This is a genomic window from Brevibacillus gelatini, from assembly GCF_003710935.1.
GTDB classification, from domain to species: Bacteria; Bacillota; Bacilli; order Brevibacillales; family Brevibacillaceae; genus Brevibacillus; species Brevibacillus gelatini.
This window is the reverse complement of sequence record NZ_RHHS01000039.1, coordinates 115026-133912: the sequence shown is the minus strand read 5'-3', so window position 1 is coordinate 133912 and position 18887 is coordinate 115026. Positions and strand designations below refer to the sequence as shown.

The 18887-nt window shown below is 54.2% G+C and carries 23 protein-coding genes, 1 other RNA gene and 2 riboswitches; of the genes, 16 read left to right on the top strand and 8 right to left on the bottom strand.

The features are described 5' to 3' along the window. Positions 1 to 4: 4 nt before the first annotated feature. From EDM57_RS16780 to EDM57_RS16765, 4 genes are all read left to right on the top strand, one after another. Positions 5 to 1057, top strand: a complete 1053-nt coding sequence (locus EDM57_RS16780) for a Gfo/Idh/MocA family protein (protein ID WP_122905836.1) — start codon at positions 5 to 7, stop codon at positions 1055 to 1057. Beyond that, on the top strand, positions 1044 to 1664 hold the full coding sequence (locus EDM57_RS16775) for a cyclase family protein (RefSeq protein ID WP_122905835.1): 621 nt from the start codon (positions 1044 to 1046) through the stop codon (positions 1662 to 1664). Before EDM57_RS16780 ends, EDM57_RS16775 begins: the two co-directional genes overlap by 14 nt. Positions 1665 to 1716: 52 nt before the next feature. Next, positions 1717 to 2238: a DinB family protein gene (locus EDM57_RS16770; protein ID WP_122905834.1), complete on the top strand. Its 522-nt coding sequence runs from the start codon at positions 1717 to 1719 to the stop codon at positions 2236 to 2238. A 94-nt stretch (positions 2239 to 2332) separates the two neighbouring features. After that, positions 2333 to 2440, top strand: a riboswitch (SAM riboswitch). 111 nt (positions 2441 to 2551) lie between these two features. After that, positions 2552 to 2661: riboswitch (SAM riboswitch) on the top strand. An 81-nt stretch (positions 2662 to 2742) separates the two neighbouring features. After that, a complete protein-coding gene (locus EDM57_RS16765; RefSeq protein WP_122905833.1) occupies positions 2743 to 4005 on the top strand; it encodes a homoserine dehydrogenase in 1263 nt (420 codons plus the stop codon). A gap of 11 nt (positions 4006 to 4016) precedes the next feature. Here the strand turns inward: EDM57_RS16765 and EDM57_RS16760 are convergent, their stop codons facing one another. Continuing rightward, positions 4017 to 5171, bottom strand: a complete 1155-nt coding sequence (locus EDM57_RS16760) for a CapA family protein (protein WP_122905832.1) — start codon at positions 5169 to 5171, stop codon at positions 4017 to 4019. Positions 5172 to 5247: 76 nt separating this feature from the next. Here EDM57_RS16760 and EDM57_RS16755 point away from each other — a divergent pair, with 76 nt between their 5' ends. After that, complete coding sequence (locus EDM57_RS16755; protein ID WP_122905831.1) at positions 5248 to 6054, top strand: VOC family protein; 807 nt, start codon at positions 5248 to 5250, stop codon at positions 6052 to 6054. Between the two features lie 96 nt (positions 6055 to 6150). Here EDM57_RS16755 and EDM57_RS16750 read toward each other — a convergent pair whose 3' ends face one another. Beyond that, the gene (locus EDM57_RS16750; protein WP_122905830.1) at positions 6151 to 6630 is read right to left on the bottom strand and encodes a CcdC family protein; all 480 of its coding nucleotides are present in this window, start codon (positions 6628 to 6630) and stop codon (positions 6151 to 6153) included. Positions 6631 to 6738: 108 nt separating this feature from the next. Further along, positions 6739 to 7938 (bottom strand): MFS transporter, encoded by a 1200-nt coding sequence (locus tag EDM57_RS16745; RefSeq protein WP_122905829.1) that lies wholly within the window; start codon positions 7936 to 7938, stop codon positions 6739 to 6741. A 193-nt stretch (positions 7939 to 8131) separates the two neighbouring features. On the opposite strand from EDM57_RS16745, the gene EDM57_RS16740 reads away from it, so the two are divergent. Beyond that, positions 8132 to 8812 (top strand): CPBP family intramembrane glutamic endopeptidase, encoded by a 681-nt coding sequence (locus tag EDM57_RS16740; RefSeq protein ID WP_122905828.1) that lies wholly within the window; start codon positions 8132 to 8134, stop codon positions 8810 to 8812. A gap of 30 nt (positions 8813 to 8842) precedes the next feature. Then, on the top strand, positions 8843 to 9385 hold the full coding sequence (locus tag EDM57_RS16735; RefSeq protein ID WP_122905827.1) for an RNA 2'-phosphotransferase: 543 nt from the start codon (positions 8843 to 8845) through the stop codon (positions 9383 to 9385). A 5-nt stretch (positions 9386 to 9390) separates the two neighbouring features. Here EDM57_RS16735 and EDM57_RS16730 read toward each other — a convergent pair whose 3' ends face one another. Beyond that, complete coding sequence (locus EDM57_RS16730; RefSeq protein ID WP_246005831.1) at positions 9391 to 9945, bottom strand: DUF309 domain-containing protein; 555 nt, start codon at positions 9943 to 9945, stop codon at positions 9391 to 9393. A gap of 84 nt (positions 9946 to 10029) precedes the next feature. Here EDM57_RS16730 and EDM57_RS16725 point away from each other — a divergent pair, with 84 nt between their 5' ends. Beyond that, a complete protein-coding gene (locus tag EDM57_RS16725) occupies positions 10030 to 10278 on the top strand; it encodes a hypothetical protein (RefSeq protein ID WP_122905825.1) in 249 nt (82 codons plus the stop codon). 55 nt (positions 10279 to 10333) lie between these two features. On the opposite strand, the gene EDM57_RS16720 is transcribed toward EDM57_RS16725, so the two are convergent. After that, positions 10334 to 10504, bottom strand: a complete 171-nt coding sequence (locus EDM57_RS16720) for a YjzC family protein (protein ID WP_122905824.1) — start codon at positions 10502 to 10504, stop codon at positions 10334 to 10336. Between the two features lie 136 nt (positions 10505 to 10640). On the opposite strand from EDM57_RS16720, the gene EDM57_RS16715 reads away from it, so the two are divergent. The 3 genes from EDM57_RS16715 to EDM57_RS16705 all read left to right on the top strand — a co-directional run bounded on the left by EDM57_RS16715 (position 10641) and on the right by EDM57_RS16705 (position 13384). Further along, positions 10641 to 11585 carry a GntR family transcriptional regulator gene (locus EDM57_RS16715; protein ID WP_122905823.1) on the top strand — a complete coding sequence of 315 codons (945 nt, stop codon included), beginning with the start codon at positions 10641 to 10643 and terminating at the stop codon, positions 11583 to 11585. A 503-nt stretch (positions 11586 to 12088) separates the two neighbouring features. Further along, entirely contained in the window at positions 12089 to 12439 is a 351-nt protein-coding gene (locus EDM57_RS16710) for a DUF4870 domain-containing protein (RefSeq protein WP_122905822.1), read from the top strand. Positions 12440 to 12610: 171 nt separating this feature from the next. Further along, positions 12611 to 13384, top strand: a complete 774-nt coding sequence (locus EDM57_RS16705) for an enoyl-CoA hydratase/isomerase family protein (protein ID WP_122905821.1) — start codon at positions 12611 to 12613, stop codon at positions 13382 to 13384. A 3-nt stretch (positions 13385 to 13387) separates the two neighbouring features. Here EDM57_RS16705 and EDM57_RS16700 read toward each other — a convergent pair whose 3' ends face one another. After that, positions 13388 to 13810: a Gmad2 immunoglobulin-like domain-containing protein gene (locus EDM57_RS16700; RefSeq protein ID WP_122905820.1), complete on the bottom strand. Its 423-nt coding sequence runs from the start codon at positions 13808 to 13810 to the stop codon at positions 13388 to 13390. 156 nt (positions 13811 to 13966) lie between these two features. Here EDM57_RS16700 and ssrS point away from each other — a divergent pair. Then, positions 13967 to 14161, top strand: a non-coding RNA gene (gene ssrS, locus EDM57_RS16695) — 6S RNA. A 123-nt stretch (positions 14162 to 14284) separates the two neighbouring features. Here ssrS and EDM57_RS16690 read toward each other — a convergent pair. Together EDM57_RS16690 and EDM57_RS16685 are read right to left on the bottom strand one after the other, a co-directional pair. After that, complete coding sequence (locus tag EDM57_RS16690; protein WP_122905819.1) at positions 14285 to 14731, bottom strand: hypothetical protein; 447 nt, start codon at positions 14729 to 14731, stop codon at positions 14285 to 14287. Positions 14732 to 14907: 176 nt separating this feature from the next. Beyond that, positions 14908 to 16653: an Rqc2 family fibronectin-binding protein gene (locus tag EDM57_RS16685; protein WP_122905818.1), complete on the bottom strand. Its 1746-nt coding sequence runs from the start codon at positions 16651 to 16653 to the stop codon at positions 14908 to 14910. 186 nt (positions 16654 to 16839) lie between these two features. Here EDM57_RS16685 and EDM57_RS16680 point away from each other — a divergent pair, with 186 nt between their 5' ends. From EDM57_RS16680 to rpoZ, 4 genes are read left to right on the top strand one after another with little or no spacing between them, the layout of a single operon-like run. Beyond that, positions 16840 to 17724, top strand: a complete 885-nt coding sequence (locus EDM57_RS16680; RefSeq protein WP_122905817.1) for a YicC/YloC family endoribonuclease — start codon at positions 16840 to 16842, stop codon at positions 17722 to 17724. A 25-nt stretch (positions 17725 to 17749) separates the two neighbouring features. Next, positions 17750 to 18010, top strand: a complete 261-nt coding sequence (gene remA / locus EDM57_RS16675) for an extracellular matrix/biofilm regulator RemA (RefSeq protein WP_005831055.1) — start codon at positions 17750 to 17752, stop codon at positions 18008 to 18010. A gap of 16 nt (positions 18011 to 18026) precedes the next feature. Further along, entirely contained in the window at positions 18027 to 18647 is a 621-nt protein-coding gene (gene gmk, locus EDM57_RS16670; protein ID WP_122905816.1) for a guanylate kinase, read from the top strand. Positions 18648 to 18651: 4 nt separating this feature from the next. Beyond that, complete coding sequence (gene rpoZ, locus EDM57_RS16665; protein WP_122905815.1) at positions 18652 to 18858, top strand: DNA-directed RNA polymerase subunit omega; 207 nt, start codon at positions 18652 to 18654, stop codon at positions 18856 to 18858. The last annotated feature ends 29 nt before the right edge of the window (positions 18859 to 18887 follow it).

Sequence of the window (18887 nt, the reverse complement as noted above, 5' to 3'; positions counted from 1 at the left end):
ATTCATGCGTTTTGGCGTAATCGGTACCAACTGGATTACAGAAGAGTTCATCCAGGCAGGTCTTGCGGTAGAGGGCTTTTCCCTGCAAGCGGTTTGCTCGCGAACGATCGAACGCGCCAAAGAATTTGCTGAAAAGTTCGCGGCTCCTTTTTGCTACACAGATCCAAAAGAGATGGCAGCGAGCGGAAATATCGACGCCGTCTACATTGCCAGCCCCAATTGCTTTCATGCCGAGCAGGCCATCCTGTGCATGAGCTTGGGGCTACACGTGTTGTGTGAAAAGCCGCTCGCCTCGAATGCGGACGAAGTAAAGGCAATGATTGCGGCGGCGAAAAAGCATGATGTTCTGCTTATGGAAGCGGTCAAATCGACGCTGGTTCCGAACTTTTTTGCGATTCAGGACCATCTGCCCAAGCTGGGCAAAATCCGCCGTTTTATCGCCAGTAATTGCCAGTATTCCTCCCGCTATGATGCGTACCGGGCGGGAGAGGTACTGCGGGCCTTTGACCCTGCCTACTCCAACGGGGCGTTGATGGACATCGGGATTTACTGCCTCTATCCTGCGATCGTCCTGTTTGGCAGACCGGAGCAGGTCAAGGCAGAAGGAATTGTACTGGCGTCAGGGGTAGATGGTGAAGGCAGCATTTTATTGAAGTACAAAGAGATGGATGCCATTCTCAGCTTTTCCAAGATTACGACCTCCTATCAGCCGGCGGAAATCCAGGGAGAGGACGCCACGATGGTGATCGATAAAATCAATCACCTGACGCGCATCGAGATTCGCTACCGGGACGGTCGGATCGAGGATGTGACCAGGCCGCAGACACCCAAAATGATGCACTACGAAATCAGGGAGTTTATCCGGCTCGCTGCCGCAGGCGCCAGAGAGTCAGCGACGAATTCACATGCCGCCTCGCTGTTGACGATGGAAGTCATGGATGAAGCGAGAAGACAAATGGGCGTCGTATTTCCGGCCGACTTGCGACGCGGAAGCAGGCAGCTTGAGACAGAAGTAAGAAGAGCAAAAAGAGAGGCGAAGCGCGATGAAAATGTATGATGTGTCTGCCCCCATATTCGAAGGGATGACGGTGTACAAAAACAAGCCGGAAAAGCAGCCAAAGATTTTGTCGGCAACAAACGGCTATGTAACCGAGTCGAGAATCGACATGGATGTCCATTCCGGTACACATGTAGACGCACCGCTGCACATGGTGCAAGACGGGGAGACGTTTGAAAGCATTTCACTGGAAAAGCTGGTGGGAAACTGCCGCGTACTGGACCTGACGCACGTAGAAGACAAGATCGGACGGGCAGAGCTGGAGGGCTGCGACATTGCGCCGGGCGATTTTGTCCTGTTCCAAACGAAAAACTCGTGGGAGGATGCTTTTTCGTTCGAGTTCGTCTATTTGGCGCAGGATGGTGCGGAGTATTTGGTGGAAAAAGGCGTGCGCGGCGTCGGCACAGATGCACTGGGCATCGAGCGCAGCCAGGAAGGGCATCCCACCCATAAAACGTTGTTTGGCGCAGGGGTTATTGTGATCGAGGGCTTGCGGCTGCGCGAAGTGCCTGCGGGCCAATACTTCATGGTCGCGGCCCCGTTGAAGCTGGTGGGCACAGACGCTGCACCGGCGAGAGTGCTGCTGTTTGAGGGCTGGCAAGGTTAAAAGCTGCCAGGAATAACCGCGTCATTTTCCAAAAACAAAGGAGGATCAGAGCATGCCAGGTAGACCGAATCGCGAGGAATACGGGGATTATTTTGACTATTATGTCCAGTTGGTGCCGGAAGGTGAGGTGGCTGCGATCCTGGCGGAGCAAAGAGTGCAAACCGTCGAGATGTTTTCCCGGCTTACGGAGGAGCAACTGGCGTATCGCTACGCGGCAGGAAAGTGGACGGTAAAGGAAGTGCTGGGGCATCTGATTGATGCAGAGCGGATCATGAGCTATCGGCTACTGCGCATTGCCAGGGGAGACGAGACGCCGCTCGCCGGATTTGACGAAAATGCGTATGTCTCGCAAGCATTTTTCCAGGAACGCGACCTGGCAAGCATCCTCGAAGAATACCAGGCGGTTCGGCAGGCGACACTCGCCCAGCTGCGGGGAGTGGCGGAGGAAGCGTGGACGCGAATGGGAAACGCGAACGGCAACAAGCTGTCCGCGCGCGCATTGGTGTATGTCATCGCCGGGCATGAGGCCCACCACTGCCGCATCTTACGGGAAAGGTATGGACTGGCTAATTAGTTTCCCCTGGTCATCCGAAGCGAGTAAAAACGAGAAAGAAACTTGTTGACGAATGCTATGGAATTTCTTAGAATAGGCTCAACAGCATACGAGGTTCTTATCCAGAGAGGTGGAGGGTCTGGCCCGATGAAGCCCGGCAACCGTTGCAAATAGCGACAAGGTGCCAATTCCTGCGGGGCGTTTTCGCCTCGAAAGATAAGAAGCGGGTACATCATAGCAGTCATGGCGAACCTTCTTCTTAGCGAAGAAGGTTTTTTAATGTTTCCCGTTGCCGGGTTGTATCCCGGCGAGAAAAAGCAAAAATTCATCATGATCTTTATCCAGAGAGGTGGAGGGACTGGCCCGATGAAGCCCGGCAACCGTTACACAGCGTGTGACAAGGTGCCAATTCCTGCAGGACGGAAGCGTCCTGGGAGATAAGGAGAAGGCTTTTTTGATGCCAAACCTTCTTCTTAGCAAGAAGGTTTTTTCTTTTCTGTAAAAATATGCGATGAGGTGACAGGAATGAGTGCAGGTGTAGTCAAGGTAGGGTTGTTGGGATTGGGAACAGTAGGAGGTGGCGTTATCAAGACGATTCGGTTGCAGCAGGAAAAGCTGTTCGCACGATTGGGCAAACGCATCGAGATTGTCAAAGCGTTGGTCCGCGATTCGGAAAAAGAACGGGCCGTTCAGGTAGATCCCGCACTGTTGACCACCAATTTTGAGGATGTGCTGAAAAGTGACGTAGACATTGTCGTCGAGGTCATGGGGGGCGTCGAGCCGACGTACGACTACGTGCGTGCCTTGATCGAAAAAGGGTGCCACGTGGTAACGGCGAACAAGGAGCTGCTTGCCAAACGCGGCCCAGAGCTGGTCGAGCTGGCAAACCGGCATCAGGTCCATCTCGCCTACGAGGCGAGCGTTGCGGGCGGTATCCCGATTTTGAGCGTGCTTCGACAGTTTCTGCGCACGAACGATATTCACGGAGTGCGCGGCATTCTCAACGGGACGACGAACTTCATCCTGACGAAGATGGAAGCTGAACAACTCCCCTATCAGGAAGTGTTGAAGCAGGCGCAGGAGCTGGGGTATGCGGAAGCTGATCCGCGCTCTGACGTGGAAGGGTTCGACGCGATGTACAAACTGTACATTCTCGCGCAGCTTGTGTACGGTGAATCGCTGCCGCTTGCCAATGTCGTGCGCAAAGGGATCGCGGATTTGTCTCCCGGCCACATCCGTATCGCCAGCGAGCTTGGCTACCGAATCAAGCTGATTGCCCAGGCGCAGAAAACGGAGCAGGGAATCCGGCTCTCGGTTCAGCCGACGATGTTGCCGCTCGCTCATCCGCTGGCGCAAATCCAGGATTCCTTCAACGCTGTTCAGCTTTCGGGGAACATCGTCGGCGATCTGCTGTTTACGGGCAGAGGCGCAGGCGAGCTGCCGACCGCAAGCGCCGTCGTGGAAGATTTGGCTTATTTGCTGACACAGCCGTTTACCCCGCATCCGGCCTGGGAGGAAAAGACGGCGGAAGCACAGCCGGCTCAAGCTGAGGACGAGCGCGTGCTGTGTTATCTCGAAGGGTCGTGTCCCGCGGCCACTCCTGATCGCGTGCTGCATTTCCTGCGCGAAGCGGGCGTGACTGTGACGAAGCTGAAAGTGCAATTCGACCTGGGCGGAGTATTGCGTGCGGGGCTGATCGCAACGGGGATTCGCGAAGAGCACGAGGCTGTGCTGAAAAGCGATTTCGGCCTGGATGTGCGCTGCTTCCCGCTGCTGGAAACGGCTTGAAACACATAAAACTACGTGTCTTGTCCATCCTTTGCCCGTACGCGGCCGTCCGCGTCAATCTGCACGTTTTCCGAGAGCGACTCGATTCGGCGGAGCAGCGCGGCCCCGTCCGTGGCATTCATGGGCACCGCTTGTCCCAGTTCGGCGTGAAAAGGAAGCATGGTCAGGCTGCAGGCGGCGTTTTTCGTACAGCTTGCTTGAAGCACCATCGTTTCCCATGTTTTCGGCTCGGTTGATCGCGTGAAAATGAAATTGCCCAGGCTGTAGGCGATCCATTTGCCGCGATACTGTTCAAAGCCTTGCAGGACATGCGGATGGCCGCCGACGACCAGATCTGCGCCTGCGTCGATGTATGCTTTTGCCAGCTCTTTTTGATGCTCGACGGGAAAGTCTTCCCGCTCTTTTCCCCAATGGGCGATCACGATGACGATGTCCGCTTGCGCTTTCGCCTGTTGAATGGCTTGGACGGCCATGGCGGGATCATACGTCCCTGCCAGTCCTGGCGCGTTTTTTTGCGCGAACCAGCTAACTTCCGGCATCACCCGGCTGAAGCCGAAGAGAGCGAGCCTGATCCCGTTTTTTTCCACGAACACAGGAGCGTAGGCGCGTGCGGAATCGACACCACCTCCGACGTAAGCGATCCGGTTTTCCTCCAGAGCGGCGAATGTATCGAGCAAGCCGTCCACCCCCTGGTCCATCGCGTGGTTGTTCGCCAGATTGACCGCGTCGATGCCGGCTGCCTGCATGGCAGGCGCAGCCAAAGGGGAGGACTTGTAGACGTACGCTTTGTTGTCTGCGGGCGTCCCTCTGGTCGTAAGCGGCGACTCCAGGTTGGCAATCGTGTAGTCATCCTGTAAAAAAAGCTCGCGCACATGTGTGAACGGATAGTGGTAGCCTTTTTCCAGCAAAACCTTTTCCACATTTCCGGCCATCATTACGTCGCCGACAAAGCTGAGCCGGACAGTTGGCTCCTGTGCAGCAGCGTGAGTCGGGGCGGGATTGGTTTCAGGGGCCTTGTGCTTGTCGAGTGACGTGAAGCTGAAATAAGCTCCTGCCCCGATGCAGGCGAGCAAACTGAAAAGAAGCGTGTTTTTCCATGCCCTGCGCCGCATGGATCGTCTCTGCATTTGCCGGGATCGCGTCCGGCTGTAATTCGTCTCGATCATGGTTCTCCTTTCTTCGTTGATGAAAAGATGGTGAATTTTGCTATGATAAAGCTAATACGAAAAGAGGCGAAAAAAGATGCAATTGTTCTTTGACCATCTGGTTCATTTTGTCCATCGGCAGCCCGAAGAAGCAGCGCAGCTGTTTCGCGAGGCGGGATTTCACGCTGTACCTGGCGGCAGGCACACCCGTTGGGGGACATGGAACAGTCTCAGCTATTTCGGTTTGTCCTATGTGGAGTTTTTGGCTGTCGAGGATGCCGCTGTTGCCGGGCAATCCGACAATCCGCTCATTGTGCAGCTGGTCGCCGAGCACGGTCTTGGCGAAGGGCTTGGGCAAATCGCCTTGCGCACCAGCGAAATGGATCGGTGGGCAGAGCGATTTCGGGCGCTTGGACTTACGCTCATCGGGCCGGTAGACGGGAGCCGCACAAGAGACGACGGAAAAACATTGCGCTGGCGCATGCTGTTTGCCGAAGATCCGCAGACTGCCCGAAACATGCCGTTTTTGATAGAGTGGCAGGAGTCAGACGATGAGCGGAAGGCAGATTTGACACAGCAAGGGATCATTGCTCCCCATGCAAACGGCGCCACCGAGCTTCTGGCAGTCGGCTACGCTGTCGCGGACCTGGGCGCGGCGACGGCGGACTGGACGCGGTGGTTCGGGTGGCAGGCCGCAGAAGCGTTCACCGATGAGCGGCTGGGCGCGCGCTGCGTGACGTTTGCGCTGCCGGGCGGAAGCATCGTCCTGTGTGAACCGACGCAGGATGGAGTAGCGCAGCAGGCGCTCACGTCTCGCGGGGAACGTCCCTTTTTTGCGAAAATGGGGACGGCAAAGGCGCAGCCGTTTTCGTACGACATATGCGGCGGGATGTATCTGATTTGATTGTCCCCCTGGCGGACAACTCTCCGCAAAAAAAGCAACCGATTTCCTTCAAGCACAGGAGGAAACCAGTTGCTTTTTCGTTTTTCCCAGACATCATTACGTGCCAAACGTCTTTTTCGCCAATTGCTTGTACATGTACAGCATCGCGATTCGCCAAGGAACAAGCATGCCAAAAGCAAGCAAGAAAAAAAGTCCGCCCGTCTGAATCGGGGTAAAGCTGTCGTTTATCACCAGTTTGATAATCAACCGGATGATGAGCAACCCTGCCAGGATGAAGAAAAAAGCCCGGGAGCGCTTGAGGTAGATGTCCCGGCCGATCACTTCAAAGCGCGAGGTCATAATCAAAGGAATCGAGAAAAACAACCCCGTGACAAAAGCGGCCAGATCGTACATCGGCGGGAGTGCTGCCTCTGGAAAGAGAAACATCGCAAAGCCCGTCGACATGAAAAAAGGCGGCAGGATGATGCTCTTTGCAGATACAGGCTTTTTTTGCCGACGCATGCGCACAAAGATGACCGCAGTCGCCATCAACAGCGGAACCAGGATGCCGAGTGCAGGGGAAGATAGGATCTGCATGGGAAAAACGCCTCCAAAGACTTGCAACAAATTTTCAACGTTGTTTTTTCTAGTGTACACCAAATGGAGGCGCAGGGAAAAGCAGCAGACAGGCAAGCGGTGTGATTGCTAGGCGGCCGCCTCGTCGCTTTCGCGGACATCCAGCCTGTGTTTTTGGCTGTAAACGAACGTCAGGATGCCGGACAAAAGGGTTATCGAGCCGATGAACAGCAGGTAGCCACTGATGCCAAGCAAGTCCAGGCCGATCCCGGTAATTCCCAGTGCCAGCAGGAAACAGCCGCGATCCAGCATGCTTTTGAAGGAGAAAAAGCGTCCTTGCTGGTGGGCGGGCAGCCGCTTCTGAAAGATCGTCGAAAGCACCGGGAAAAAGAAGGCGACGACAAAGCCGAACACGGAAAACGAGGATAGCACCATCGCTTTCTGCGCTGCAAACGACATCCCGAACTGGGAGAGGGCAAAGAAAAACAGCATGAGCGTGGAGGCTGCGACCAGGTTTTTGCCGCCGATCCACCGTTTGGCCAGCAAACCGCCGATTAAAATGCTCGTTCCTTCAACTGTGTAAATCCAGCCCATGAGCTGAGGCTCCTGCTGCAGCTCGCTGAGGTTGAGAATCAACAGATTGATGCCGCCCAAAAACAGCGTTATCAAGCCGTTGTTGATGAGTCCGACAAACAGCGCCGGATCTTTGCGGGCAATCTGCAGCACTTCGCGAAACTCCACTTTTTCCTTCATATTGCGCGAGGTGACTGCCGGAATGCGCAAAAACAGCGTGACGACGGCGAGGACTGCGTACGCAATCATCGAGCAGACGTACAGCATGGACAGCTCCATGGAGACGACGAGAATCCCTCCGAGAGCCGTTCCGCCGATGCGCGACAGCGTGGATATATTCAAGTAGGCGCTGTTCGCTTTCAGCAGTTCATCCTTGCTCAAGATGGCAGGCAGGGAAGCTTGCACGGTCGGGAAGTAAAAGGCCGCCGACACTTGCATGACGATCAGCGAGACGATCATCCACCAGATCGAATCGTAGGCAAGCGCGGGAAACATGAACACGGGGCTCAAAATACGAGCCAGGCTGGCACAGAACATGACCTTTCCTTTGTCGTACATGTCGATGATGACGCCTGCTTTCGGTGCGAGCAGAATGCTTACGACAAGGCCGGTCATCAAAATCAGCGCCTTCACGGTTTCGGAAGGGATCAGGCTCTGCATGAACGACAAATTGGCAATGATGGAAATCCACATGCCTGCGCCAGCGATGATCTCTCCCGTCATTAGCAGGACAAAGGTTCGGTTACGCCACAACATGAGAGCCACTCCAAATCGTTTTGATTTTTGGTAAAAAATTGAATCGATCAAATTTTTTATAACGGCACCACTTAGTATAACATCTGTCCAAATATTTGTATATTTATTGACAATGTATGTATGCTTCTTCGCCATAACGGGCACATTACAGGAGCGATGGGCGGCGAAAACGCAACAAAGGAGCTTGTCGGAAATGGCGCGAAAACGCACGCTGCTTCTTTTGATCGGATATGGGTTTGCTGCCACGCTCGCCATTTTTTACGGACTGGTCGAGCGGCACAGCTTGTTTGCCACGTTTGTTTCGTTTCATCTGGGGGTTTGTGTAGCGATCCCGCTGCTGCACGGCTGGTGGGAAAAAAGCTTGCAAGAGCATTGGCGTCTGGCGTGGGGACGCTTTGAGAAGCGCGGGGCGCTTTTCGGGATTGGACTGGGGCTGCTGTTTTTTACAGGCATCCTGGCAGGACTGTGGCTGATTTTGCAAGCGGAGGGCAGGCCGGACGTCGTGCGGGCCGGGCTGGAGTCGTGGGGGCTTGACCGCAACTGGATCGGCTGGTTTGCGCTGTATCTCGTGGTCGTCAATTCGCTTTTGGAGGAACTGTTCTGGCGAGGCTTTGTCCTGCAGCGCATGCTGCGCTCGCTCTCCCGTGTTGGCGCCGTACTGCTCACGAGCTTTTTTTACACGCTGTATCACCTGATTATCGCGGCTACCTTGTTCGGGGTGTGGCAAGGGTTGCTGCTTACGATGGCGGTATACGGCGCGGGTGTCATCTGGGGGTGGATGAAAGGGCTGTTTCCGTCCATTTACCCGACCTGGTTCAGCCATTTGCTGGCGGATTTGGCGTTGGTACTGGCTGTTGTTTTCTGGATTTATTAGCGTAAAACCGGATGAAGGGGGGAGAAAGCCATGCTGGCCCAACACGAGGAACTCCAACTGCGCAAGCGTCTGCTCAGCATCCTGCGGCAAAAAAACGAGCACGTCCAGCTTTACTTCGATACATACGGCTTCACGCCAACAGGACCGCTGCTCGCTTATTTGCGCTCGATCAAAGGCTGGGCGAACCTTCGGCGTGCCGATTTGTGGCAGGTGGTGGAAAATGACCCGGAGCGGCAAATCGAGTGGGACGGGGGCGAGTTGATTCGCGCCACCTACGGCTTTGCGCCGAGCCAGACGGCCACACGGCTCACAGAGGTGGAGCCTCCGGAGCACCTGTATTACGGCACGCACGCAAAGCTGGTGCAGCAGACGCTCGCCGGGGGGCTTTTGCCGATTGCAAGCGAGCTTGTCCAGCTTGCTTCTCGGACCGAAGACATCGGAATGCCGGAGGACACGCTCTGTTTGCTAACCGTTCAGGCGGCTTTGGCGCGGGCAGCCGGCATCCGATTTTTTCAGGGGAGCGGGGCATTTTGGTTCAGTGAGGCGATACCAGCCGCTTTTGTCGCGGAGTGAGCGCATCAGGTTGCAGCGTGGGGATCAGGCTGTTTTCCCTGACGGAGCTGCAACTGGCGCTCGCGTTCTGCGAGGACGTCGCTGCGGTCGCGCAACGTATGCTTGTTCAGCAAAAACGAATCATTCATGTCGCTGTCGCGATGCTCAGGCTGATTTTGTCTGGCACAAGCTGCTTTGTACGCGGCAATCAGCTCGGCGGCCTGCATCGGCAAGGTAATGCTGCGGTAAGGCAAGCCTTGCCCAATTTCCTCCAGGCGGACTGCCAGCAGGTGCTCCAGGGCATTGCTGTCCAGGCCAAGGCGCTCCAGCTCTGCGTGATGCTTTTGCACCAGCGCGCGGGCGCTTGTGAGCATTTTGCGGGCGCCGTTTACGTTGCCGCGGCGGTGGTGGTACAGCCCGACGGCAATTTGAATCAAGCCGACCCAAACAGACTGGCGCTCCTGTGGTGGAGCGCTTTTCCAATACTCTTCCAAAATTTCGTGACACTCGAAATAGTCGCGTTTGACATGAAACTGAACCAGGTAGTCCAGATACGGCTCAGGATACACGGTGGACTTCACCTCGCTCCTTCGTTATGTTTTCAACGGTTTGTTTATGTACTATTATAAAGCATAGAGTTGAGAAATCGAGGTGGGAAACAGTTTATGACGAGAGATGAACTGATGGCAGTTCTGGAAAAGAAGCGGATGACGGAAGTCATAGAGCTGATTGAAGATGCCGAAAAAGGCGAACTGGAAGAGCTTGAGCTGGTAGAAAGCCTGGGGCTGCTCATGGACCAGGAACTGAACAGGGAAGTCATTTCTCTGCTTGAGAGCCTTGGTGTCACCATCATTTATGTGAGCGGCGACGAAGAGGACGAGGAAGACAGCGAAGGCGACGAAGACGAGGATTAATCAGAAAACCAACCTGGTTGTTTTTTGCCAGGTTGGTTTTCTTGCAGGTTGGTACCTATTTTTGGGTCCACACCCGGTTTTTGTTGCGGGTAGCGGGAAACTTTTCGCCTTTTTCCAGCTCGATAATCATCGGGTCCTGCACGCTGGCGCCGGTTTCCCCGATTTCCATGTACATGGCGTTTTTTGGCGACTTGTCGCCTTCACGAAAACGGCTTCGTTCTCCCATGGGAACACCTCTTTCTCGCAAATGTGTGATCTGGTTTAGTATTGCCGTTGCGGGTAAGTTCATGCCGGCTGCTCTATTGACGTTCGATTCGCAATTCATATACGATGGTTTCAATGACGGAGGAAGAGGTGAATGCATGCTACGCCTGACCTTGCAAAAGGATTCGAATGTTTCGTACCACGAACAGCTCTACCAACAAATTGCCTCCTCGATTCGCAGCGGAGAACTTGCGCCGAATGAGCAACTGCCGACGGTCAGAGAGCTGGCGGCGCATCTGAAGGTCAATTACAACACGGTCAGGAGCGTATATCTCCGCTTGCAGCAGGAAGGGATGGTCGATTCGCGGCAAGGGCGTGGAACGATCGTCAGCAATATCGTCAACGACCCTCTCCTGACCCGCAATCCCGCGCATCTCGCCTTGCTGGCCAAAGAGACGCTGCACAAAGTAAAGGCTATGGGGTACTCCATGGATGAATTTACCCGTGTCCTTTCGTCTGTCATGCAGGAGATCAACCAGTTTCCTGTCCTGTTTTTGCGTTTCACAGAGCTGGAGCTGGCCGAATATTTGCGCCTGGTGCAATACCATCTGCCCAGTGTCATGCTGGAGGGGCGGACCTTTGATGATTTTGCCGAGCGATTCGAGCAGGACCCGAGCTTTTTGCATCAGTACAAGGCGATTGTCACGCACCCGACTGTGAATTTGCGCACGAAGCATCGCTTGCCGCGTGAGGCTCCGCCCATCGTCAGCCTCGATTTTATTCCCGATCCCACCACGGTGATCCCGGCCATGGAGGCGTATCCCCGCCATACAAAAGTCGGACTGGTCTGCGCGACCATTCGCGGTGCAGCAGGAATGATAAGTGACCTGTACAACGCAGGCATCACTCATCTGGATATTCGGACGATTGAAGCGAACCATCCCGACGTGTTCGACCTGATTGCGAATTGTGATGTCGTCTATATATCGAAGCCAGGTTATATGGTCAGACCTCATTTGCTGACGCTGCCAAAAGTAAAGGAGTACCAGGAGATTCCCGATCATCACGGAATCAATGAACTGCGCAAAATTGTGACACAATGAATTTCGATCATTCATGCACTCATTTTCTGGTTGATTGCCAGAGTTTTATCTTTATTTGGAATTTGGATTAAAAGTGTACCGCGATTCAAAAATGGGTCATTTGCTGATTTTGGTTCAAGAATAGACAAGTGTACCATGCCGATCCACCCTCACCTACATACTTTGTAGATGTAACGAACAAGAGGGGGTGAGGTTCATGGGTTGCGGATGCAGAAGATCTCATTGCAAGTGCTACTACAGGAAGTGCTGCAAGAAGAAATACTACAAAAAACACTGCTACTACAAGCCTTACTACAAAATGGAATGTAAATCCGGTCGCGGCAGCTGCGGTCATCATTACGGCGAAAGCTACGGACACGGTGGTTACGGGTCCTCTTGGGGCGGACACGACAGCAAATACTAATTCATCGAAAAAGCGCCTGTTGCGGCGCTTTTTTGTTTTTTCGCAAGTTTGCCAGGATGGCATCGTAAACTACAGTATCGAAGGGAATGGGGGAATGCACATGAATCATCTGGTTGGAAAAGACGAGCGAATGTGGGCCATGATCGTTCATTTGTCCGCGCTGATCGGCTTTCTGATCCCGTTCGGCCATGTATTGGGACCGCTTTTGGTCTGGCTGTTCAGACGGGAAGAGGGACTCTATTTTCAGGAGCACGGCAAGGAAGCGGTCAATTTCAGCATTTCAGTTACGATCTACGCAGCCGTTTCCAGCATCCTGCTCATCGTCTTTATCGGCTTGCTCTTGTTGATCGCCCTGTTCTTTTTCTGGATTGTCTTTGTGGTGATCGCTGCTGTCCGGGCAAACGAAGGGAAAAGCTACCGCTATCCGCTTACCCTTCGGTTTATCAAATAAATCGCTTGCTTCACGAAGGAGCCGTTGAGCCGTTCCACACAGGAGCGGCTTTTTCCATAAAGTTCCTGAAACAGGCAGGGTGAATGGTCATTCATCGCGAAATGTTACGGCAGAAGGCATGCAAAAGACGCAAGCGGCAAGACATCCAAATAGAAAGGGGAAGAGACAAAGATGGAGCAAGAAGTTCAAGCAACACCGCTTTTGCTGAAAAAAGAAGAGGGAGTCTGCACGATCACACTCAATCGCCCGCGCGTGCTGAACGCGATGACGGTCGAGATGTTTTCGCTTTTGCAAAAGTCGATTGCAGAGGCGGCGGATGATCCGGAGGTGGAAGTGCTTATTCTCCGGGGAGCGGGCGGCCATTTTTGCTCCGGTGCGGATTTGACCGTACTGACTGCGCTCAGCGATAAAAGCGAGGCTGAAAAGGCGCTTGCGGTCATCAATGACTTTATCATGCGGCTGCACGAGATGCCGAAGCCGGTGATTGCCGTCGTGGAAGGGGTGGCGGTCGGAGCAGGGCTTAACCTGGCGCTGCACGCCGATTTTGTCATCGCGACGAAAGATGCGGTGCTGCAGGAGCCTTTCGTCCAGATCGGACTCACTACCGACTTTGGCGGCACGTATTTGCTGCCGCGGCTGGTAGGAACGGCATGGGCGAAACGGCTGGCTTTGCTCGGGGAAAAGATTTCCGGACAAACAGCCGAGCAGATTGGCTTGATATATCGGGCGGTTGAGCCAGCGCGCATGGAGCAGGAGGTGGAAGCGCTGGTGGCGGCGGTGCGGCGTCTGCCGCGGCAGGCGTATGCTGTCACGAAGGAAGGGCTGGGACGGTGCCAGTGTAACGGGCTGGAGTATGCGCTCGCCTGGGAAAAACAGCAGCAACCGTCCTTGATTGCCCACCCTGCGTTTCAATCGCTTGTCCGGGCCAAAATGAAACGGACGTAAACACTACTTCGGCAAAGGGATGTTCAGTTCGTGGATGCGCTGGCCTGATTCGGCGCTTTCCTCGAACAAGGTAAGCACGGGTGCTTTCAGCTTGGCGGCGTCGAGACTCAGGTTGATCGTAAATGTGCCCCATTCAGGCGCCCCCTGGCTCGCTGTGACAAAGCTGTCGGCCAAGGTAGTGCCCTCGTCTGTTACGACAAAGCGGACGGCAGCTTCGAATACGCGTGCTTCGCCTTTTACGGCGTATTGGCCTGGTCCGGTTTTGGTCACGGCGATGTTGCGAAACGATTCGTTTTCGTACTTGCCCCCTTGTTCGCCAGCAGGCTGCTCCATGGCGCTTCCAGGCAGCGATTGCGCGAAAGCTGGCATACAAACGGAGCCAACGGCCAGTAGTGAGACGATCATCAGCTTGTGGTGAAAACGCATGCGATCCCTTCCTTTTCCAGAGTGTGGTTACGTTTTTTAAGATGGCGGGCAGACAGGTGTTTTATTCTGGAAAAAACATTCGCACGAAGAATGGGAATATGGCAGGGAAGAATATCCGTTGAGCGAGGGTGAAATGTGTGGTAAAGTAGTTGTATCAAGATCCTGCGATGTACGTAAGGCCATAAATGTTTCTAACCTTATACGTTTTTTTCGGGAGACGGAAATCTGTGGTGGATGTCAGGCCCACCTCCCACTGCCGGGATGCATGGGAAGGCTGAAGCGCAGACGGGTCACCCACCTGTGTGAGAGCAGGTTACGGAAACATGAGGTCAACGGCAGAGCGGGGGCTTGGCAGGATGTTAAAGCAAAGATTAGCCGATAACATGAAAAAACCACTTGGAGACTTCCAGGTGGTTTTTTATGCGTTCGGCTCGGATTGCAGCGATGGGCAAGACGTGTTCTGTCGCCATGGATCTATTTGTTTTGCTGGCCAGAGTCAAACCTCTGGTCCTGGCCTTGTCTGCGCCCAGAACCATGCTCGTCCTGATCGGTGTTCACAATCGTCAGGCTTTGCTCCAGCTGTTTCGAATCCTGAGCGTCATGCAAAATTTGGTACATCTGCAAAAAGTTTGCCTTTTGGCCTTCCGGTATCCCTTTGATGCGAACGGTCAATTCCTGCGGACCGCTTTGCTGCCCTTGTTCTTGCCCTTGTCCGTTCGAACTGTTCCCTTCGCCGGAGCTTGGCTGCTCGTCCAGAAAGCTGAGGAACAGGGAGCCGCTGTCCCCGAAATCCTGCCCGCCGCCATTTGCTTGCTGTCCACCGCCGTTCTGTCCGCCGTTACCGCCTTGCCCGTTGTTTGGCTGTTCGAACAATACGCTGAATTCGTTTAGATCCGTCTGGATGATGCCGATGACGTTCATCCTGATCCTCCTTCCAAAGTGAAATGAACTGGAATGGTTTCTTGCTGATGAGCGTGCAACAAGCAATTCCTTACTGCGAGGGCGACTGTCGTAAACGTCGAGCTGGAACGTCGGTATGGCGAACCAGGCAGGCTGATGCAAAAACGAGGACACCTTTCCATGCTCTTAGTATGAGCTTAGCGAGTTTCACTATGCGTAGGAGAAGCATTCGCTTTCAGGCGGCGGACGAGTGCTTCATCCGGAGTGACGTACAAGGTGCGCTGTTGCTCGTAAGTGACGAAGCCCGGCTTCGCGCCGCTCGGTTTTTTGACGTGCCGAATCAGGGTGTAGTCGACAGGAACCTGGCTGCCTTCTTTGGCGCGGCTGAAATAGGCTGCCAGGTTTGCGGCTTCCAGCAAGGTCTGATCGGAAAAAGTACGCGCGCGGATGACGACGTGGGAGCCGGGAATGTCTTTTGTATGCAGCCACGTTTCGTGCGAGGACGCCAGCTTGTTTGTCAAAAACTCGTTTTGCTTGTTGTTTTTTCCCACGAGAATTTCGATGCCGTCGGTCGAGACGTACCGTTCCAGCTCCGGGCGCGTGTCCTTCTTCTTGCGCGGTCCGCGCTTTTTGCGATCGCGCATGTAGCCTTGCTCGACCAGCTCTTCACGAATTTCTTCTGCTTCCTTCAGGCTGGCGTGATTGAGCTGCACCAAAAGACCGTCCAGGTAGAGGATTTCCGCTTTGGCTTGCTCGATCTGCTCGCCGACGATTTGCAGACTGTTTTTCGCCTTGTTGTACCGTTTGTAATAGGCTTGCAAATTTTCCGAAGGGGTCTTCAACGGGTCGAGCGGGATGGTGATCGTGCCTCCCGCCTCATCGTACCAGTTGACAGTGACCAGTTCGGTGTCGCCGCGCTTTAACTGATGCATGTTGGCGGTAATCAGCTCGCCGTACAGGCGGAACAGTTCGGCGTCGTGCGCCTCCTGCAGTGTTTGCTCCAGCTTTTCAATCTTCTTCTCATTTTTGTTGCGCTCGGCAGTAACAAAACGAATCAGGTCGTGGGCTCGCTGCTTGACCGTATCGCGCAGTGCCTTGCCCTCGTAGTAGGCTTGCAGACATTCATGCACGGAAGGGTACGGCGTGGCGGTGCCATCGCCATCGGTCAGATGTGTCAATTCGACGACGTGAAAATACGCCTTGTCGGCGCGTTCCACAATCGCAGGTGCGTAGCGGTGAGCCTTGACCGCCTCCATGACCGTGGAAAAGGCTTCCCACAACGTGTCGCGATTGGCCAGCTTCGCCCGATGGACGATCTCTTTGGCCAAAAGCGGGCTGATGCCCGTGTAGTTATCTACGATCTGTTTGTCCAGCCGCCCGCTGTTCCAGTCTATGGAGGAAATGAACGCTTGCTCGGTAATGGTGAGCGGGTCGCGCTTGTTCTGGCTGGGCGGGGAGATGTACGGCCGACCAGGCGTGACCTGTCTGTATTGGCTGATCGCAAGCGTCACGTGCATGGCGCTGTCCAGAATCATCCCTGTTGCCGGATCGACGAGAATAATGTTGCTGTGCTTGCCCATCACTTCCATGATAATGCGGCGGAGCGCCGTGTCTCCCAACTCGTCACGGGTGCGGATGTCGATGTGGATGATCCGCTCCATGCCGACCTGCTCGATGGATTCGATCAGCCCGCCCTCACAATGCTTGCGCAGCAGCATGCAAAACATCGGGGCTTCCAGCGGATTCGTAAACTCTTCGGTCGTAAGGTGAATCCGGGGGTAAGTCGGATTGGCGGACAGCAGGAGTTTGACGGTTTCTCCCGGTGTTCGCACTTGCATGACAATATCGCTGTGATGCGGCTGGTGGATTTTGGAGATGCGACCACCGATACATTTATGCAACTCCCGCGCGACGGCACGGGTTACTACGCCATCAAATGCCACAATACCTCACCTCAATTGTTAAAATGCCCGGAATGAAAACAAGACGCAAGAAATGGTTGCCAGTCACAGTGTAGCACAAAGCAGGAGAGGGAGGAATCTTGTTGTACCCTGCGGCTTCGGTTGACACTGCCAAGAGTTGTCTCCTATAATAAATTAACGATTTTGCGTCTTATGGAAGTGAAAACGATGGTGCGAAGCATGACGGGTTATGGACGGAAAGAGGATAGCAGGGGCACTGTGCGGTTGACTGTGGAAATTCGCGCCGTCAATCATCGGTATTCCGAGATACAGGTACGCCTGCCAAAAGCCTGGAGCATGCTGGAGGACCAGGTGCGCAAGCTGGTGAGCCAGTACGTCCGTAGAGGTCGTGTTGATGTGACCATCGCGCTAGATGGGAAAAGTCAGGCGGCTTTGGCTGTCGACATCGACTGGCAGATGGCCGAGCAGCTCGTCTCGCTGTCGCGCACGATGACGGAGCGCTTTTCCTTGCAGGGGACCCTTGGCGTCAAGGAGCTTTTGCTCTTCCCTGGCGTGTTACATACTCAAGAAATGACAGAAGACAGTGGCGAAGCGGCCGAATGGCTGCTCGATCAAGTCAGGGCCGCAGCGGTCGATCTGCTCTCCATGAAAGAGCTGGAGGGCAAGCAACTGTACACTGATTTATCCGGTCGGCTCGCACAGATTCAGGCGTGGGTCAAAGAACTTCACCAATTGGCTCCTTTGGGAGTCGAGGAGTATCAGACCCGCTTTCGCCAGCGATTGAGCGAATGGGCCAGCAAGGCTCCTTTTGAATTGGACCATTCGCGCGTGGCGCAGGAGGTTGCCTTTTTCGCTGACAAGAGTGACATCAGTGAGGAGATTACCCGTCTGGAAAGCCATTGTCTCCAGTTTGCAAAACAGTTGGAAGGAAACGACGCGATTGGGCGGAAGCTGGATTTTTTGCTTCAGGAAATGAACCGCGAAGCCAACACGATTGCTTCCAAGGCAAATTATTTGCCCATTTCCCACCTCGCTGTCGAAATCAAGACGGAACTGGAGAAAATGAGAGAGCAAGTACAGAACGTCGAGTAGGTATGAAAGGATGGGCTGGGCCGTCATGGCAATCAAGCTAATCAATATCGGATTTGGCAATATTGTCAATGCCAACCGCATTATTTCCATTGTAAGTCCGGAATCCGCTCCGATCAAACGGATCATCCAGGAAGCGCGCGATCGCAACATGCTCGTGGACGCTACCTATGGACGCCGGACGCGTGCAGTGATTATTACAGATAGCGATCACGTCATCTTGTCAGCGGTTCAGCCGGAAACAGTGGCACAGCGCCTGTCGACGAAGGATGACGAATCGGACGAATAAAGTAGGAGTGTAAACAATGAGCATGGTGGATCGCGGTCTCCTTTTGATTCTCTCCGGACCTGCGGGTGTGGGGAAAGGCACGGTATGCAAGGCGCTTCGGGAAAGAATGCCCGAGCTGGTGTACTCCGTATCGGCTACCACACGTTCTCCGCGACCGGGCGAGGTGGAAGGAGTCAATTACTTTTTCAAGACAAAAGAAGAGTTCCAGAAAATGATTGAGCAGGACGCTCTTCTGGAATGGGCGGAATACGTTGGCAACTTCTACGGTACACCCCGCCAGTTTGTGGAGGACATGCTGAACGAAGGGCGCGACGTCATTCTGGAGATTGAAGTCCAGGGTGCGCTGCAGGTGAAGCAGCGTTTTCCGCAAGGGACGTTCCTGTTCCTGGCTCCCCCTGATCTGAACGAACTGGAAAACCGGATCGTGGGACGGGGAACCGAGACACAGGATGTGATCCGCAAACGGATGGAAGTGGCCCGCGCTGAAATCGAGCTGATGGATCATTACGATTACGTCGTGGTCAACGATGTGATCGAGGCAGCTTGTGATCGCATTCAGGCGATTATTACAGCCGAGCACCTGAAAAAAGATCGTCAGGTTCACAAATATCGCAAATGGTTGAAGGAGGTTGAATAGTTTTATGTTGTATCCATCTATCGACGAATTGACCGCAAAAGCAGAAAGCAAGTACATTCTGGTGACTGTCGCTGCCAAGCGCGCCCGCCAATTGCGTGAAAACAGCGAAGTGCAGGTAGACAAACCAAAATCCAAAAAGTTTGTAGGCGTCGCCCTGGAAGAGTTTATCTCCGGCGAGCTGGTGCACGAGTTTCTGGACGGACGTAAATAAGAGTTGGTTTTGAAAAAACAACCTGTATG

What these genes read in the sequence shown, in the direction of transcription:
- EDM57_RS16780 (WP_122905836.1), top strand. Translation starts at nt 5, where the DNA reads ATGCGTTTTGGCGTAATCGGTACCAACTGGATTACAGAAGAGTTCATC.
- EDM57_RS16775 (WP_122905835.1), top strand. Translation starts at nt 1,044, where the DNA reads ATGAAAATGTATGATGTGTCTGCCCCCATATTCGAAGGGATGACGGTG.
- EDM57_RS16770 (WP_122905834.1), top strand. Translation starts at nt 1,717, where the DNA reads ATGCCAGGTAGACCGAATCGCGAGGAATACGGGGATTATTTTGACTAT.
- EDM57_RS16765 (WP_122905833.1), top strand. Translation starts at nt 2,743, where the DNA reads ATGAGTGCAGGTGTAGTCAAGGTAGGGTTGTTGGGATTGGGAACAGTA.
- EDM57_RS16760 (WP_122905832.1), bottom strand. Translation starts at nt 5,171, where the DNA reads ATGATCGAGACGAATTACAGCCGGACGCGATCCCGGCAAATGCAGAGA.
- EDM57_RS16755 (WP_122905831.1), top strand. Translation starts at nt 5,248, where the DNA reads ATGCAATTGTTCTTTGACCATCTGGTTCATTTTGTCCATCGGCAGCCC.
- EDM57_RS16750 (WP_122905830.1), bottom strand. Translation starts at nt 6,630, where the DNA reads ATGCAGATCCTATCTTCCCCTGCACTCGGCATCCTGGTTCCGCTGTTG.
- EDM57_RS16745 (WP_122905829.1), bottom strand. Translation starts at nt 7,938, where the DNA reads ATGTTGTGGCGTAACCGAACCTTTGTCCTGCTAATGACGGGAGAGATC.
- EDM57_RS16740 (WP_122905828.1), top strand. Translation starts at nt 8,132, where the DNA reads ATGGCGCGAAAACGCACGCTGCTTCTTTTGATCGGATATGGGTTTGCT.
- EDM57_RS16735 (WP_122905827.1), top strand. Translation starts at nt 8,843, where the DNA reads ATGCTGGCCCAACACGAGGAACTCCAACTGCGCAAGCGTCTGCTCAGC.
- EDM57_RS16725 (WP_122905825.1), top strand. Translation starts at nt 10,030, where the DNA reads ATGACGAGAGATGAACTGATGGCAGTTCTGGAAAAGAAGCGGATGACG.
- EDM57_RS16720 (WP_122905824.1), bottom strand. Translation starts at nt 10,504, where the DNA reads ATGGGAGAACGAAGCCGTTTTCGTGAAGGCGACAAGTCGCCAAAAAAC.
- EDM57_RS16715 (WP_122905823.1), top strand. Translation starts at nt 10,641, where the DNA reads ATGCTACGCCTGACCTTGCAAAAGGATTCGAATGTTTCGTACCACGAA.
- EDM57_RS16710 (WP_122905822.1), top strand. Translation starts at nt 12,089, where the DNA reads ATGAATCATCTGGTTGGAAAAGACGAGCGAATGTGGGCCATGATCGTT.
- EDM57_RS16705 (WP_122905821.1), top strand. Translation starts at nt 12,611, where the DNA reads ATGGAGCAAGAAGTTCAAGCAACACCGCTTTTGCTGAAAAAAGAAGAG.
- EDM57_RS16700 (WP_122905820.1), bottom strand. Translation starts at nt 13,810, where the DNA reads ATGCGTTTTCACCACAAGCTGATGATCGTCTCACTACTGGCCGTTGGC.
- EDM57_RS16690 (WP_122905819.1), bottom strand. Translation starts at nt 14,731, where the DNA reads ATGAACGTCATCGGCATCATCCAGACGGATCTAAACGAATTCAGCGTA.
- EDM57_RS16680 (WP_122905817.1), top strand. Translation starts at nt 16,840, where the DNA reads ATGGTGCGAAGCATGACGGGTTATGGACGGAAAGAGGATAGCAGGGGC.
- remA (WP_005831055.1), top strand. Translation starts at nt 17,750, where the DNA reads ATGGCAATCAAGCTAATCAATATCGGATTTGGCAATATTGTCAATGCC.
- gmk (WP_122905816.1), top strand. Translation starts at nt 18,027, where the DNA reads ATGAGCATGGTGGATCGCGGTCTCCTTTTGATTCTCTCCGGACCTGCG.
- rpoZ (WP_122905815.1), top strand. Translation starts at nt 18,652, where the DNA reads ATGTTGTATCCATCTATCGACGAATTGACCGCAAAAGCAGAAAGCAAG.